This is a genomic window from Micromonospora sp. WMMD754, assembly GCF_049315235.1.
GTDB lineage: Bacteria > Actinomycetota > Actinomycetes > Mycobacteriales > Micromonosporaceae > Micromonospora > Micromonospora sediminicola.
Genome location: NZ_CP186058.1, coordinates 1,526,878 through 1,539,887 on the forward strand (window position 1 = coordinate 1,526,878; position 13,010 = coordinate 1,539,887).

A 13,010-nucleotide genomic window follows, 5' to 3' on the forward strand; every position below is an offset into this window, starting at 1 on the left:
GGGTAGAGCACCGGCATGCAGACGTTCCTGCCGTATCCGGACTTCCTGGCCAGCGCCCGGGCCCTGGACCAGAAGCGGCTGGGCAAGCAGCGCGTGGAGACCATCCAGGTGCTGCGCGGCCTGACCCGCCCGGACTACGGCTGGCGCAACCATCCCGCGGTGAAGATGTGGGCCGGGTACGAGGAGGCCCTGACCCGCTACGGGCTGGACATGTGCGCGGTGTGGTGCGAGCCGGGCCGGGCGGACACCTGCGCCGCCACGCTCGCCACCGACCTCGCCGCCGCCTGCGGCATCGCGGTGATCCGGACCCAGGCCGAGCTGGCCTCGACCGGCGAGCTGCCGCCCTGGCTGGGCCGGGACGACCTGCACCGCAGCCACCGCTCGTCGCTGCTGCGCAAGGACCCTGCCCACTACGCCCCGCTGTTCACCGACGTCTCTCCCGACCTGGAGTACGTCTGGCCCCCCTCCGACCGCCCCCGCCGCTGCCTGCCGTGAAAGGAAGGGCCCCTTGTTAACGCCTCCGGTAGAGGAAGGGCCCCTTGTTAACACCTACCCCGCGCCCGCGCGGCGCGCGCGGGGCGGGGGCGCGGGGCGCGGCGCGGGGCGCGGCGCGGGGCGCGGCGCGGGGCGCGGGGCGTTAAAAGGGGGCCCCGCACATCCGTATGCGTTAAAAGGGGTCCCTTCCTTTCACCTCAGGCAGACTGGGGGGACCGCCGACTGGAGGATGCCCCGTGGGTCTGTCGCAAGTGGTAGGTCGCCTCATCGGCGTACGGGAGCACCTGGTGGACCCGGGCGGCGGTGGCGCCCCGCGCGTGCCGCGACCGGTGTCGGCGCTGGTGGTGGGCGGCGGCATCGCCGGCATGTCGGCGGCGGTGGTGCTGGCCGAGCGCGGCGTGGAGGTGACCGTGCTGGAGGCCGCGCCGCACCTCGGCGGCCGGCTCGGCGCCTGGCCGGAGGAGCTGCCGGACGGCGTCCAGCGCAACGAGCACGGCTTCCACGCCTTCTTCCGGCAGTACTGGAACTGGCGCTCGATCCTGCGCCGGGTCGATCCGGCGCTGGGTTTCCTCAAGCCGATTCCGGGCTATCCGATCCTGTCCGCCGAGTGGCCGACCGAGGAGTTCGGCAAGCTTCCGCCGGCCCCGCCGGCCAACCTGCTGGCGCTGCTGCTGCGCAGCCCGAGTCTGCGGCTGGCGGACCTGCGGTCGATGGACCGCGACGCCGCGCTGCCGCTGCTCACCTACGACCCGGTGCGCACCTACGCCGAGTTCGACGAGCGGACCGCCGACGAGCTGCTCAGCTCGCTGCGGCTGCCGGACCGCGCCCGGGCGATGCTCTTCGAGGTCTTCTCGCACTCGTTCTTCAACCACGAGGCGGAGATGTCCGCCGCCGAGATGATCGCCCAGTTCCACTTCTACCTGCTCGGCAACCCGGAAGGGCTGGCCTTCGACTGTCCGGACGAGGACTACGCGACGGCGATCTGGGAGCCGTTGACCCGGCACGTGGAGAAGCACGGCGGCCGGGTGCTCACCGGCGCTCCGGCCGCCCGGCTGGACCGTACGCCGGAGGGTTGGCGGGTGGCCGGCGTCGACGGCGACGTCTGGGAGGCCGCGCACGTGGTGCTGGCGGTCGACCCGCCCGCCCTGGCCGCGCTGGTCGACGCCTCCCCCGGCCTGGCCGTGGCGGCGCCCGAGCTGGTGGCGCGGATGCCCGCGTTCGGTCGGCCCGGTCCCCCGTACGCCGTGGCGCGCTACTGGATGGACGGGGACGTGCGCCCGGAGCGGGCGGTGTTCAGCGGGGTCTCCCGGCAGCCCACCCTGGACTCGGTGACGCTATACCACCGGCTGGAGTCCGAGCCGCGCCGCTGGGCGGAACGCACCGGCGGCTCGGTGCTGGAGCTGCACGCGTACGCCTGCGAGCCGGACGTGCCGGCCGACGAGCTGGCCGCGCGGATGTTGCGGGAGCTGACCATGCTCTGGCCGGAGGTGGACGACCTGCGGGTACGCGAGCTGCGCGCCCGGGTCGAGGCGCAGGCCCCGGCGTTCACCCCGGGCAGCCACGCCGGGCGGCCCGGGGTACGCACCGACGCGCCGGGTCTCTACCTGGCCGGCGACGGGATCCGCACCGAGTTCCCGAGCGCGCTGATGGAGCGCTCGGCGGCGACCGGGATCATCGCCGCCAACCACATCCTGCGTGCCGAGGGGGCGGCGGCCGAGCCGGTCCGTTCGATCCGCCCGCGTGGTCTGCTGGCCCGTCGCTGAGGCGCGGGTGAGATCGAAATGCGTTGCCCGCCTCTCCGGTGTGGACCTACCGTGAACGCGCAAGGTCAACCGCCGCTCCAGGAGCCGTCGATGTCGCTACGACCCGCCACCACGATGACGTCGTGGCTGCTCAGCGACGGCTGCCGGGCGGGAGGCCCACGGCCCGGAAGGTCCGACTGACGCGCGCCGCGCGTTCGTGTCGTCGCCGCCCGGTCCCCGTGGACCGGGCGGCTTTTTCGTCGCCGTACCACCGATCGTGAAGGGAGAGCCCGGTGGACGCCGTCCTCGTCATCAACGCCGACCTCGGCCCGCTGCACCGGGTCACCGTCAAGCACGCGATCCGGATGCTCTGCCGCCGGGTCGCCGAGATCCACGAGTCCGAGCCGGACCGGGTGATCGGCGTCTTCCCGCTGCCGCGGGTGGTCCGCCTCGTCCGGTACGTGGTGACCCGCTGGCGGTTCACCTCCGGTCCGGCCTGGTCCCGGGCCGGGGTGCTGTGCCGCGACGGCCGACGGTGCGCCTACTGCGACGGCCCGGCCAGCACGATCGACCACATCCTGCCCCGCTCGCGCGGTGGCCGGAACACCTGGGGGAACACCACCGCCGCCTGCTACGGCTGCAACCAGCGCAAGGGTGACCGGACCCCGGCCGAGGCGGGCATGCCGCTGCGGCGGGAGCCGGTGACGCCGAGCTGGGCCGCACTGGCGCGGTGACGGACGGCCGGCGGGCACAGGGGGCGGTGTCGGGGACCTTCCCCGGCGCGGCGCCCGCCGGCCCCACCGTCCCGGTCGCCGGACCCGGGCGGTGACGGTGGTCAGCCGTCGAGCTGCCGGGCGAGTCCGTCGAGCAGCAGGTCGAGTCCGCCGCCGAACTCGTCGTCCGGGCCGACCGCACCGGCCGCGCGTGCGGTCTCGGCCAGCAGCGGGAACTCGTCGCGGGGCAGCGCGGCGATGACCGCCGTGCCGGGGCCGCCCAGCGCGCCGAGGTGCTCCATCTGGATCGCCCCGACCACGTACGCGAGCAGGGCGCGGAACGCGACCACCCGCCGGGTGCCGGCGAAGCCGCCCCGGGTCAGGACGGCGAGCGCCGCCTCGCCCCAGCGCAGGATCCCGGGCGAGCGGTGCCGGTGCGCGGGGAGCAGCGGTACCACGGCCGGGTGGGCGCCGACCGCGGCGCGCACCCGGTCGACCAGTTCCCGGATGCCGTCCGGCCACGGCACGTCGAGCGGCGGGCGCATGTCCACCCCGTCGAGGACCCGCTCGACGACCAGCGCCTCCAGCTCGTCGCGGTCGGCGACGTAGCGGTAGAGGGCCATCGTGCTGGTGCCGAGCCGCGCGCCGACCGCCCGCATGGTGAGGCCGGGGAGGCCGTCCCGGTCGAGCACCGCGAGCGCCGCGTCGGCGAGCTGGGCGGGGGTCAGGGAACGGGGACGGGGCATGGCCTTGACAGCGTACAAGATACGCCTACGGTTGTAGGAGTACGTTGTACGCCTACAACGGGAGCACGCATGGACGTCGTCACCCCCCGCCACCTGACCAGCGTCACCGGCGCCGAGGTCGCCCTGCCGGATCCGGACCGCCTGGTCCACCTCCAGTTCCGGCGGTTCGCCGGCTGCCCGGTCTGCAATCTCCACCTGCGCTCGATCGTCCGCCGGCACGCCGAGATCGAGGCGGCCGGCGTCCGTGAGGTGGTGCTCTTCCACTCCCCCGCCGACGAACTGCGGGAACACGTCGCCGACCTGCCGTTCGCCGTGGTGGCCGATCCCGACCGGCGGCTCTACCGGGAGTTCGGCGTGGAGTCCGCGCGGCGGGCTCTGCTCGACCCGCGCGCCTGGCTGCCGATCCTGCGCGCCGTGGCGAGTGGCACCTGGCACGTCCTGCGCGGCCGGGAGCGGCTGCCGTCGCGCACCCCGCACGGCGGTCGGCTGGGGCTGCCGGCCGACTTCCTGATCGCCCCCGACGGCCGGGTGCTCGCGGTGAAGCACGGTGAGCACGCCTCCGACCAGTGGTCGGTGGACGAGTTGCTGGTCCGGGTCAGCGGGAGCCGGTCGGCGCGGTGACCGCCGGATCGCCGGGGTGTTCCCGCAGGAACGCCTCGGCCCGGGGCGCGTCCCGGAGGATCTGCCAGCAGGCGAACGCGAACATCACGGTGGTGAAGCCGAACAGGAGGAACCACATCGGGGCGAGGCTGAGCAGCAGTTGGCCGAGGTTCAGCGTCACCAGCCCACCGATGATGGGGATCTGCCTCCGATTCCGGACCATCTGCGCGGCGGCGGTCCGCAGCCACGGGAGGTCGTCCGGCGAGTCCACCGCGCCGCGCCGAACCGCCCGGGCCAGCTCGCGGCGGCGGCGGAAGCTCACCGCCCACAGGCGGGACTCCCGGTCGGCCCGGTAGCTGCCGCTGCGAACCAGACCGACCAGCCCGACGATCTCGAGCACCAGGCCCAGCACCGCCAGGACCCCGCCGGTCACCTCCATCCAGCCGGGCGGGTCGCCGCGTTCCAGCCAACTGCCCGGGAACGCGCCGCCCGCCGTCAACCCGACCAGCAGCGACACCAGCGCGAACGCCAGCACCGTGCCGACCAGCAGCAGGCGGAACCGGCGCCGCTTCCGCTGGATCTCCCGACGCTCCGGATCACTGTCCATGATGGCCCCCGTTCGACGGTCGGGACGTACCCGTCGGGGGGTGTCGGTCAAACGGCGGTCAGCGGGCGGCCGGCGGGGTCCAGCCGAAGCGCGGGGGCCGGCGCTCGTTGATCGCCGACACCCCCTCGCGGGCCTCGCCGCTGTCCCGCACCTGGGCGTGCCACCAGGCCAGCCGGTCGGCGTCGGCGCGCCCGTCGACGATCTCCTTGGCGGCGGTCACGGTCAGCCGGGAGCGCTCGGCGATCGTGGTGGTCAGCGCCGCGACCCGATCGGCCAGCACGTCGGCCGGCAGCACCTCGTCGACCAGGCCGATCCGCAGCGCCCGCTCGGCGTCGACCAGCTCGCCGGTGAAGAGCAGGTGCTTGGCCGCGGACGGCCCGACCAGCCCGGCCAGCCGGCGGGTGGTCGGCGCCGGGTAGACCAGGCCGAGCCGCGCCGGTGGTACGCCGAACCGGGCGTCCGCCGCGGCCAGGCGCAGGTCGCAGGCGACGGCGAGCTGACACCCGCCACCGACGCAGGCGCCCTCGATCGCGGCCACCGTGGGGCGGCCGAACGCGGCGAGCCGTTCCTCGGCCGCCACCGCGATGCTGCCGTCACCGGCGGCCAGCAGCTCGTCCAGGTCACCGAGGTCGGCGCCGGCGCAGAACGTGCCACCCGCTCCGGTGAGCACCAGCACCCGGACCGCCGGGTCGGCCTCCAGGCCGTCGAGCAGCACCGGGAGCTGTCGCCACATGGCCGGGGTCATGGCGTTGCGGCGGGCCGGGTTGCGTATCACCACGGTCGCCACCGGGCCGTCCACCGTGACGGTCAGTTCCGCGTCGGACATGGCTCCGACCGTAACGGGAGGGGCCCGGTGACCACCCGCGTGGGGTGGCCGCCGGGCCCCGGGGTCGGGCGGTCAGGTCAGGAGACGTTGACCGCGGTGTCGTCCACGACGAACGAGGTCTGCAGCGAGCTGTCCTCGGTGCCGGTGAACTTCAGGGTCACCGTCTGCCCGGCGTACGAGGCCAGGGAGAACGACTTCTGGCTGTAGCCGCTGGCCTTGTTCAGGTTCGAGTAGGTCGCCAGCGTCGCCAGCACGGAGCCGGAGGAGCTGAGCACCTGCACGGTCAGCTTGTCGTACTGCACGCTCGAGGTGGTCTCCGCCGAGTCGATGTGCAGCCAGAAGCTGAAGTTGTACGTCGAGCAGCCCGACGGCAGGCTCACCGACTGCGAGAGCGTGTCGGTGTGGGTGCTGCCGTAGCCGTCCAGCCAGGCGTTCCAGGTCCCGCCGTGGGTGGGCTGGCCCTGGGAGCCGTACTGCCCGATCACGCCGGAGCTGGCGGACCAGACCGTGTTGCCGGACTCGAAGCCCGGGTTGCCGAGCTTCTGACCCGCGCCGGTGCAGCCGCCGCCGGTGCCGGTGACGGTCAGCGAGTAGGTCGCGGTCTTCGTGCCCGACGCGGCGCTGCCGGTGACCGTCACCGAGTAGGTGCCGGTCGGGGTGCTCGCGCTGGTGGCGATGGTGAGGGTGGACGAGCCGCCCGAGGTCACCGAGGCGGGGCTGAACGACGCGGTGGCGCCGGTCGGCAGGCCGGACGCGGAGAACGTCACGGTCTGCGCGGCCCCGTTGGTGGTGGCGGTGGCGACGGTGGCGGTGGCGGACCCGCCCTGGGTCACCGAGCCGGCGGTCGGGGAGAGCGAGACGGAGAAGTCGTTGCCGGTGGAGCTGCACGGGGCGTCGTTGCCGGCCACGTTCACCGCGGTCCACGCCGCCTGGACGGCCTTGTACTCGGTCGAGCAGTTGCCGTACAGGTCGGTCGCCGCCTTCAGGGTGTACGCCCGGGCGGTGTTCGACGGGGTGGTGTTGTTGACGTACGAGGTGTTCGAGGTGAAGTACACGTCGAGCGCCCGGTACCAGATCTTCTCCGCCTTGGCGCGACCGATGCCGGTCACCGCCGGGGCCGAGCCGCAGACCGGCGAGGTGCCGTACGCGGTGGAGCCGGTGCCCTCGGCGAGGTTGAAGAAGAAGTGGTTGCCGACGCCGGAGGAGTAGTGCACGTCCTTGTTCTTCGTGCTGGTGGACCAGCAGGAGTCGGACGAGCCGTCCAGCGACGGGTTGTACATGTAGCGCAGCGGCGTACCGTTGCCGTTGATGTTGATCTTCTCACCGACCTGGTAGTCGCCCGGGTCGCTCGGCGCGGCGGCGTAGAACTCCACCATGTTGCCGAAGATGTCGCTGGTGGCCTCGTTCAGGCCACCGGACTCACCGGAGTAGACCAGCCCGGCCAGCGCCTCGGTGACGCCGTGGCTCATCTCGTGCCCGGCGACGTCCAGCGAGACCAGCGGGCGGGAGTTGCCCGAGCCGTCGCCGTAGGTCATCTGGGACCCGTCCCAGAAGGCGTTGACGTAGTTGTTGCCGTAGTGCACCCGGCTCGGCACGCCCTGCCCGTTGCCGAAGATGCCGTTGCGGCCGTGCACGTTCTTGAAGTAGTCGAACGTCTTGGCGGCGCCGAAGTGGGCGTCCACGCCGGCGGACTGCCGGTTGGAGGTGGCGCCGTTGCCCCACGCGTTGTCCGCGTCGGTGAACGTGGTGCAGGTCGAGGTCCCGTTGTTCATGTCGCAGGTCCGGCCGTTGCCGTGCGACGGGTCGATCATCTGGTAGGTGCTGCCGGAGAGCGTCGTGTCGATGCTGACCGTGCCGGTGTAGATGCCCTGGCCGCTGCCGACCACCGACTCGATCTCGTCGTACGAGCCGATCACCTTGCCGGTGCTGGCGTCGGTGACCACGTGCAGCTTCGACGGCGTCTGCTTGTCCGCCTTCCACCCGGTGGCGACCGTCTCCCAGGCCAGCCGGCCCTTGCCGCTGCTGGCGTCGACGAACAGCTCCGGCGCGCCGATCGAGGTGAGGGTGCCGGAGAACGCCTTGCGCGCGCTGGCCTTGGCCGCGGACGCGCCCACCTTGGCGGTGGTGCCCAGGGTGAGCGGGGCGGACAGGCCGACCGAGGTGCCGGTCATGGTGCCGTTCGGGGCGGTGTGGACGACGAAGTCACCGCCGTAGACCCGCAGGCCACGGTAGGTCCGGGAGTAGCGGGTGTGCGCCGCCCCCGAGGGGTCGACCTTGGTGCGGACGGCCTGGTAGGCCTCCCCGCTGGCGCCCTGGACGGCGCCGGGGTTGGCACGGACCAGGCTGTCGGCCCGGGCCGCGGCGGCGGGCTCGGGGCTGGGGGCGCTGGGCGCTGCCGCGTGCGCCGTGGTGGTGACGCAGGTCAGCACGCCGCTGGTGAGCAGCGCTGCGCTGACGGCGGCGACGGATCTTTTCACGGGCCCTCCTCCGAAGGCGAAGTTGTGACGGGGGTAGTCACTGGTGTAGATATAGCGATACATCGAAGAACGTGAAAGAGGTCGACGGCTTCCCGTCCAAGACACTGACCGAACGGATGAGGAGGACGCGGTGGTCCGGAACCGGGTGGCCTCGCCGTGCGTCCGATCCGGCATGAGAGCAGCCCCCGCCGTGGCGGCCGCCGTCGCCGCCCTCCTGATCCCGCTCGCCGGCTGCGCCCGGACCGACTCACCGGCGCGCGTCGGCCCGGCCGTCACGTCACTGCCCGGCGTCGAGGTGGTGCTCGTGCGCTCGGGCGGCATCGCCGGGCTCACCGACACCATCACCGTGCACGCGGACGGCACCTGGACGACCACCGACCGGGCCGGCGCCGAACGCGAGGGCCGGCTCTCCGAGGCGGACCTCGACCGGTTGCGGCGGCTCGCCGCCGACCCCCGGCTCACCGCCGAGGCCGCCGTCACCGTGCCGGCGACCATGTGCGCCGACGCGTTCAGCTACCAGCTCACCATCGGGCCGACCACCAGCTCCTACGTGGACTGCCCGCCGCAGGCCACCCCGCCGGCCGCCACCGCCGAGGTGGTCGACCTGCTCACCCGCGCCACCGGCTGACCCGCCCGCTCACCAGCCGGGCGCCGCCGCCAGCAACGCCCGGCGCACGGCCTGGACCTCGCGCCGGCCGGCCACCGCCGGCCGCGCCGCGAGGAAGAGCGTATTGAGCGGGGGCACCGGCGGCGCGAGCAGCGCCCGCACCGCGCCGGAGGCCAGCTCACCCCGGCAGAGGTACGCGGGCAGCACGCTCGCCCCCGCACCGGCCACCACCGCCGCCCGGACCGCCCGCAGGTCCGCCACGACCAGGCTCGGCGTGCGGGTGAGCCGGGTGTCGAAGACGGTCCGCCAGTACCGGCGCAGGATCGGCGCCTCCTCCCCGTAGGCGACCAGCGGCACGTCCCGCAGCGCCGCCGGGGTCACCGGGTCCGGTAGCCGATCGGCCCAGGCCGGTGCCGCCACCAGCACGAACTCCTCGTCGTAGAGCGGCTCCACCACCACCCCCCGCCGACGCGGCCGCACGCTGGTCACCGCCAGGTCGAGCCGGCCGGCCACCAGGTCGTCCAGCAGCCGATCCGGCAGCCCGGCCGCGACCCGCAGCTCCAGCCCTTCGGCCACCAGCCCGCCCAGCGCCGGCAGCACCCGCTCCGCGAGCAGCTCGGCCGGCCCGCCGAGGAAGACCGTCCGGGCGTACGCGGCTTCCGGCTCGTCGGTCAGCACGGCCGCCAGCCGGTCCAGCGGCTCGGCCACCCGGCGGGCCAGCTCGTCCCCGGCGGCGGTCGGGGTGACACCGCGCGGCAGTCGGTCGAAGAGCGGCCGACCGACCGCCTCCTCCAGCGCGCGCAGTTGCGCGGTCACCGTGGGCTGCGCCACACCCAACAGCTCGGCCGCGCCGGTGACCGACCCGGCCCGGTGCACGGCGAGGAAGCTGCGGAGCAGGTCCAGGGACACCTTCACATCAGCAAACCTATCGCCGACGTGACTCTTGCCTATTGGTCAGCTATGGATCAGCGCGCCAGCATGGTGGCATGACTCGTGCACTCATCGCCCTGACCAGCCACTCCGAACTCGGTGCCACCGGCCGCAAGACCGGCTACTACGTCGGCGAGGCCGCCGAGCCGTGGGAGGTCTTCCGGGCCGCCGGGTACGACGTCGACCTGGTGTCCGTGGCCGGCGGCGAGCCGCCGGTCGACGGCCGGGACACCGACGACCGGACCCAGAACGACTTCCTGGCGACGGCCGGCGTGACGGACACCCCGAAGGCCGCGACCGTGGACCCGGACGGCTACGACGTGATCGTCTTCGCCGGCGGCCACGGCACCATGTGGGACTTCCCCGACGACCCGGACCTGGCCCGCATCGCCCGGGCGGTCTACGAGCGCGGCGGCGTGGTGGCCGCCGTCTGCCACGGCCCGTCGGCGCTGGTGAACCTCACCCTCTCCGACGGCTCGCGGCTGATCGCCGGCAAGCGGGTGGCCGGTTTCACCAACGACGAGGAGGCGGCCGTCGGCCTCACCGAAGAGGTGCCGTTCCTGCTCGCCGACAAGCTCACCGAGGCCGGCGCGCAGCACGTCCCGGCGCCGAACTTCACCGAGCACGTGGTGGTCGACGGCCGCCTGGTCACCGGCCAGAACCCGCAGTCGGCCCGCGCGCTCGCCGAAGCCGTGGTCAAGCTCCGCGGCTGACCCGTCGGGCGCGCCGCCCGCCTCGCGCGTCGTTCCGCGAGGCGGGCGTGGTTCGGGTGTCAGAACCGGTAGTCGTCGGGGAAGCCGGTGGCGCGCAGGTCGGGCGGCAGGTGGGCGGCGTCGTTCAGCGCGACCACCGTCGGCGGGCCGGCGTCGCTGTAGCGGATCACGGTCAGCGCGCAGTTGGCGTGGTTGAGCCCGATCCAGCGGCGCTCCGGCGCCTCCAGCGCGTGCCGGACCAGCCAGGCGACCAGGAAGTTGTGCGTGATCACCAGCTCCCGGACGTCGCCCTCGGCGGGGGCGGTGGCGAACCGGGCCACCGCCTCCGCCGTCACGCGCGGCCCGTCCCGCCGTTCCGCGTCGGTGAACTCGGCGAGGAACGCGGCGTACCGCGCCGGCAGGCCGGTCGGGTCGGTGTCGTGCGGCATGTGGTCGCCGGCCCGCTCGTCCTCGTGGACCGGAACGCCCGGCAGCTCCTTCGCGACCAGCGCGGCGGTCTCCGCGGCCCGGGCCAGCGGCCCGTGGTGCACGGCGTCGATGCGCGCGCCGCGCAGCCGCTCGCCGAGCAGCGTCGCCTGCCGGCGCCCCCGCGCGGAGAGGCCGACCTCCGGCGCCTCCGTCCCGGTGTCCTCCTGCTCGCCGTGCCGGGCCAGGAACAACAGGCGGCTCGCCATCGGTCACCCCTTCAGGATCGGGAGTGGCCGACCCTAGTCGGTCGCTCCCCGACCCCGCAGCCCCGTGGTCAGCCGTTCGCCCACTGCTCCCGCGGGTGCATCTGGCCGATCCGGATCCGGTTGCCGAACGGGTCCCGGATCCCGAAGTCGATCCCGTACGGCCGGTCGGTCGGCTCGTCGGTCACCTCGACCCCCTTGGCCACCAGATCCGCGTACGTCTTGTGCGCGTCGTCAGTGGTCAGGAACAGGAAGCCACCGGCGGCGCCCTTGGTGAGCAGCTCGCGGACCTGCTCGGCGGTCTTCGGGTCCAGCGCCGGCGGGCCGGGCTTCTCCAGCAGGATCTCCCGCTCGGCGTCACCCGGCACGTTCACGGTGAGCCAGCGCATGAAGCCGAGATCCTGGTCGGTGTTCACCTCCATGCCCAGCTTGCCGACGTAGAAGTCGAGCGCCTCGTCCTGGTCGAGCACGTAGATCTGCGAGCGGGAAATCGAAGTCATCGTCATGCCGTCGACGCTAGAGCACCGCCCTGACCTGCTGCTTATCCAAAACTGCTGGGTCTGGTCCAGGATTTGGCGAAGCAGCTCGGCACGTTCGCGGCGGCGGACCGGCGCCGCCGGAAGTCGCGGGGCGACTCCCCGACGATGTCGCGGAACGTCCGGCTGAACGTGCCGAGGCTGGTGAAGCCGACCGCGAGGCAGATGTCGGTGACGTCCCGGTCGGTCTCCAACAGCAGGGACATGGCCCGCTCGACCCGACGCCGCTGCAGGTAGCGGTGCGGCGTCTCGCCGAAGGTGGCCCGGAACGTCCGGATGAAGTGCGACTCGGAGACGTGCGCGATCCGGGCCAGCGCGGGGATGTCCAGCGGCTGCGCGTACGCCCGGTCCATCGCGTCCCGGGCCCGCAGCATGGCCCGGTTGGACTCCTCGGTCGCCCGACTCATCCGGCGACCACCAGGTCGAGGTCGGCGAGTTGGTCCGGGTCGGCCACCACCTCGATGCCGATGATCCGGTCGGTGACGGCGAAGCTGAGCGCGAGTCGGATCCGGCCGTCGAGCACCACCGCCGCGCCGGCCGCTCCGTCGACCCAGGCGGGCACCGCCGCCTGCGCCCGACCGTTGAAGAAGCCGGCGACCGCCGACGAGCCACGGACCTCGGCGCTGCCACCCATCCGTACGGCGGCGGCGTCCTCCCGCAGCACCACGTGCGGGTCGAGCAGCGCGACCAGGTCGTCGAAGCGACCCTCCCGGGACGCGGCGAGGAACGCCTCGACGACCCGACGCTGCCGGGCCGGGTCGGTCACCGGATCGGCGGAACGGCCCTGCACCCGGCGACGGGCCCGGCCGGCGATCTGCCGTACCGCCGGGGCGCTGCGGTCGACCACCGGCGCGATCTCCTCGAAGGAGACGGCGAACATGTCGTGCAGCACGAACACCAGCCGCTCGGTGGGGCCGAGCGTGCTCAGCACGACCTGGAGCGCGTGCCCGACCCGCTCGGCGAGCAGCGCCTCCTGCTCCGGCTCCGGCACGGTCGAGGGCTCCTCGCCCACCGCGTCGACGGTCTCCTCGTGCCGATGCCCGGCCGACCGCAACCGGTCCAGGCAGACCCGGCCGACGGTGGTGGTCAGCCAGCCCGGCAGGTTGTCGATCCCGGGAATGTCGGCCCGGTTCAGCCGCAGCCAGGCGTCCTGCACCGCGTCGTCCGCCTCGGCGGCCGAGCCGAGCATCCGGTGGGCCACCGCCCGCAGGCGGGGCCGCTGCTCCTCGAAGCGCCGGGCCACCAGGTCCGCGTCGGTCACGACCCCCCGCCCTTCACCGCCGCGTGATCGCCGTCACATCCGTCACACCACCGGCCCGGATCTCGACAGACGGGCGAGGACGGCGA

General features: G+C 73.7%; 15 protein-coding genes. 6 read left to right on the forward strand and 9 right to left on the reverse strand.

Annotated features, from left to right (window positions below; genetic code table 11):
* The first annotated feature begins 15 nt into the window (after positions 1 to 15).
* The 3 genes from ACN27B_RS07240 (at position 16) to ACN27B_RS07250 (ending at position 2,971) form a co-directional block, all read left to right on the forward strand.
* Entirely contained in the window at positions 16 to 495 is a 480-nt protein-coding gene (locus ACN27B_RS07240) for an MSMEG_6728 family protein (RefSeq protein WP_099163457.1), read from the forward strand.
* A 236-nt stretch (positions 496 to 731) separates the two neighbouring features.
* Entirely contained in the window at positions 732 to 2,258 is a 1,527-nt protein-coding gene (locus tag ACN27B_RS07245; RefSeq protein ID WP_422744038.1) for an FAD-dependent oxidoreductase, read from the forward strand.
* A gap of 272 nt (positions 2,259 to 2,530) precedes the next feature.
* Positions 2,531 to 2,971 carry an HNH endonuclease gene (locus ACN27B_RS07250; RefSeq protein WP_091569006.1) on the forward strand — a complete coding sequence of 147 codons (441 nt, stop codon included), beginning with the start codon at positions 2,531 to 2,533 and terminating at the stop codon, positions 2,969 to 2,971.
* Positions 2,972 to 3,072: 101 nt separating this feature from the next.
* Here ACN27B_RS07250 and ACN27B_RS07255 read toward each other — a convergent pair whose 3' ends face one another.
* On the reverse strand, positions 3,073 to 3,696 hold the full coding sequence (locus ACN27B_RS07255; protein WP_172967904.1) for a TetR/AcrR family transcriptional regulator: 624 nt from the start codon (positions 3,694 to 3,696) through the stop codon (positions 3,073 to 3,075).
* A 69-nt stretch (positions 3,697 to 3,765) separates the two neighbouring features.
* Here ACN27B_RS07255 and ACN27B_RS07260 point away from each other — a divergent pair, with 69 nt between their 5' ends.
* On the forward strand, positions 3,766 to 4,317 hold the full coding sequence (locus ACN27B_RS07260) for a peroxiredoxin-like family protein (RefSeq protein ID WP_099163454.1): 552 nt from the start codon (positions 3,766 to 3,768) through the stop codon (positions 4,315 to 4,317).
* Here the strand turns inward: ACN27B_RS07260 and ACN27B_RS07265 are convergent.
* From ACN27B_RS07265 to ACN27B_RS07275, 3 genes are all read right to left on the reverse strand, one after another.
* Positions 4,292 to 4,903 carry a hypothetical protein gene (locus ACN27B_RS07265; RefSeq protein ID WP_422744041.1) on the reverse strand — a complete coding sequence of 204 codons (612 nt, stop codon included), beginning with the start codon at positions 4,901 to 4,903 and terminating at the stop codon, positions 4,292 to 4,294. The genes ACN27B_RS07260 and ACN27B_RS07265 overlap by 26 nt on opposite strands.
* Before the next feature lie 58 nt (positions 4,904 to 4,961).
* A complete protein-coding gene (locus ACN27B_RS07270) occupies positions 4,962 to 5,729 on the reverse strand; it encodes an enoyl-CoA hydratase/isomerase family protein (RefSeq protein WP_099163452.1) in 768 nt (255 codons plus the stop codon).
* 77 nt (positions 5,730 to 5,806) lie between these two features.
* Entirely contained in the window at positions 5,807 to 8,206 is a 2,400-nt protein-coding gene (locus ACN27B_RS07275) for a M4 family metallopeptidase (protein ID WP_099163451.1), read from the reverse strand.
* 172 nt (positions 8,207 to 8,378) lie between these two features.
* Here ACN27B_RS07275 and ACN27B_RS07280 point away from each other — a divergent pair, with 172 nt between their 5' ends.
* Positions 8,379 to 8,834, forward strand: a complete 456-nt coding sequence (locus ACN27B_RS07280; protein WP_157779171.1) for a protealysin inhibitor emfourin — start codon at positions 8,379 to 8,381, stop codon at positions 8,832 to 8,834.
* A gap of 9 nt (positions 8,835 to 8,843) precedes the next feature.
* Here ACN27B_RS07280 and ACN27B_RS07285 read toward each other — a convergent pair whose 3' ends face one another.
* On the reverse strand, positions 8,844 to 9,728 hold the full coding sequence (locus ACN27B_RS07285; protein WP_422744044.1) for a LysR family transcriptional regulator: 885 nt from the start codon (positions 9,726 to 9,728) through the stop codon (positions 8,844 to 8,846).
* A 71-nt stretch (positions 9,729 to 9,799) separates the two neighbouring features.
* Between ACN27B_RS07285 and ACN27B_RS07290 the strand changes: the two genes are divergently transcribed.
* Positions 9,800 to 10,456 (forward strand): type 1 glutamine amidotransferase domain-containing protein, encoded by a 657-nt coding sequence (locus ACN27B_RS07290; RefSeq protein WP_422744046.1) that lies wholly within the window; start codon positions 9,800 to 9,802, stop codon positions 10,454 to 10,456.
* A 59-nt stretch (positions 10,457 to 10,515) separates the two neighbouring features.
* Here ACN27B_RS07290 and ACN27B_RS07295 read toward each other — a convergent pair whose 3' ends face one another.
* From ACN27B_RS07295 to ACN27B_RS07310, 4 genes are all read right to left on the reverse strand, one after another.
* A complete protein-coding gene (locus ACN27B_RS07295; protein ID WP_422744048.1) occupies positions 10,516 to 11,130 on the reverse strand; it encodes a histidine phosphatase family protein in 615 nt (204 codons plus the stop codon).
* A gap of 68 nt (positions 11,131 to 11,198) precedes the next feature.
* Entirely contained in the window at positions 11,199 to 11,633 is a 435-nt protein-coding gene (locus tag ACN27B_RS07300) for a VOC family protein (protein ID WP_091568982.1), read from the reverse strand.
* A 35-nt stretch (positions 11,634 to 11,668) separates the two neighbouring features.
* On the reverse strand, positions 11,669 to 12,070 hold the full coding sequence (locus ACN27B_RS07305; RefSeq protein WP_091568979.1) for a helix-turn-helix domain-containing protein: 402 nt from the start codon (positions 12,068 to 12,070) through the stop codon (positions 11,669 to 11,671).
* Positions 12,067 to 12,924 carry a sigma-70 family RNA polymerase sigma factor gene (locus ACN27B_RS07310; protein ID WP_422744050.1) on the reverse strand — a complete coding sequence of 286 codons (858 nt, stop codon included), beginning with the start codon at positions 12,922 to 12,924 and terminating at the stop codon, positions 12,067 to 12,069. Before ACN27B_RS07310 ends, ACN27B_RS07305 begins: the two co-directional genes overlap by 4 nt.
* Between the last annotated feature and the right edge of the window lie 86 nt (positions 12,925 to 13,010).

Coding starts and splice junctions, on each gene's coding strand:
- ACN27B_RS07240 (WP_099163457.1), top strand. CDS start 16: ATGCAGACGTTCCTGCCGTATCCGGACTTCCTGGCCAGCGCCCGGGCC.
- ACN27B_RS07255 (WP_172967904.1), bottom strand. CDS start 3,696: ATGCCCCGTCCCCGTTCCCTGACCCCCGCCCAGCTCGCCGACGCGGCG.
- ACN27B_RS07260 (WP_099163454.1), top strand. CDS start 3,766: ATGGACGTCGTCACCCCCCGCCACCTGACCAGCGTCACCGGCGCCGAG.
- ACN27B_RS07265 (WP_422744041.1), bottom strand. CDS start 4,903: ATGGACAGTGATCCGGAGCGTCGGGAGATCCAGCGGAAGCGGCGCCGG.
- ACN27B_RS07270 (WP_099163452.1), bottom strand. CDS start 5,729: ATGTCCGACGCGGAACTGACCGTCACGGTGGACGGCCCGGTGGCGACC.
- ACN27B_RS07280 (WP_157779171.1), top strand. CDS start 8,379: ATGAGAGCAGCCCCCGCCGTGGCGGCCGCCGTCGCCGCCCTCCTGATC.
- ACN27B_RS07290 (WP_422744046.1), top strand. CDS start 9,800: ATGACTCGTGCACTCATCGCCCTGACCAGCCACTCCGAACTCGGTGCC.
- ACN27B_RS07295 (WP_422744048.1), bottom strand. CDS start 11,130: ATGGCGAGCCGCCTGTTGTTCCTGGCCCGGCACGGCGAGCAGGAGGAC.
- ACN27B_RS07300 (WP_091568982.1), bottom strand. CDS start 11,633: ATGACGATGACTTCGATTTCCCGCTCGCAGATCTACGTGCTCGACCAG.
- ACN27B_RS07305 (WP_091568979.1), bottom strand. CDS start 12,070: ATGAGTCGGGCGACCGAGGAGTCCAACCGGGCCATGCTGCGGGCCCGG.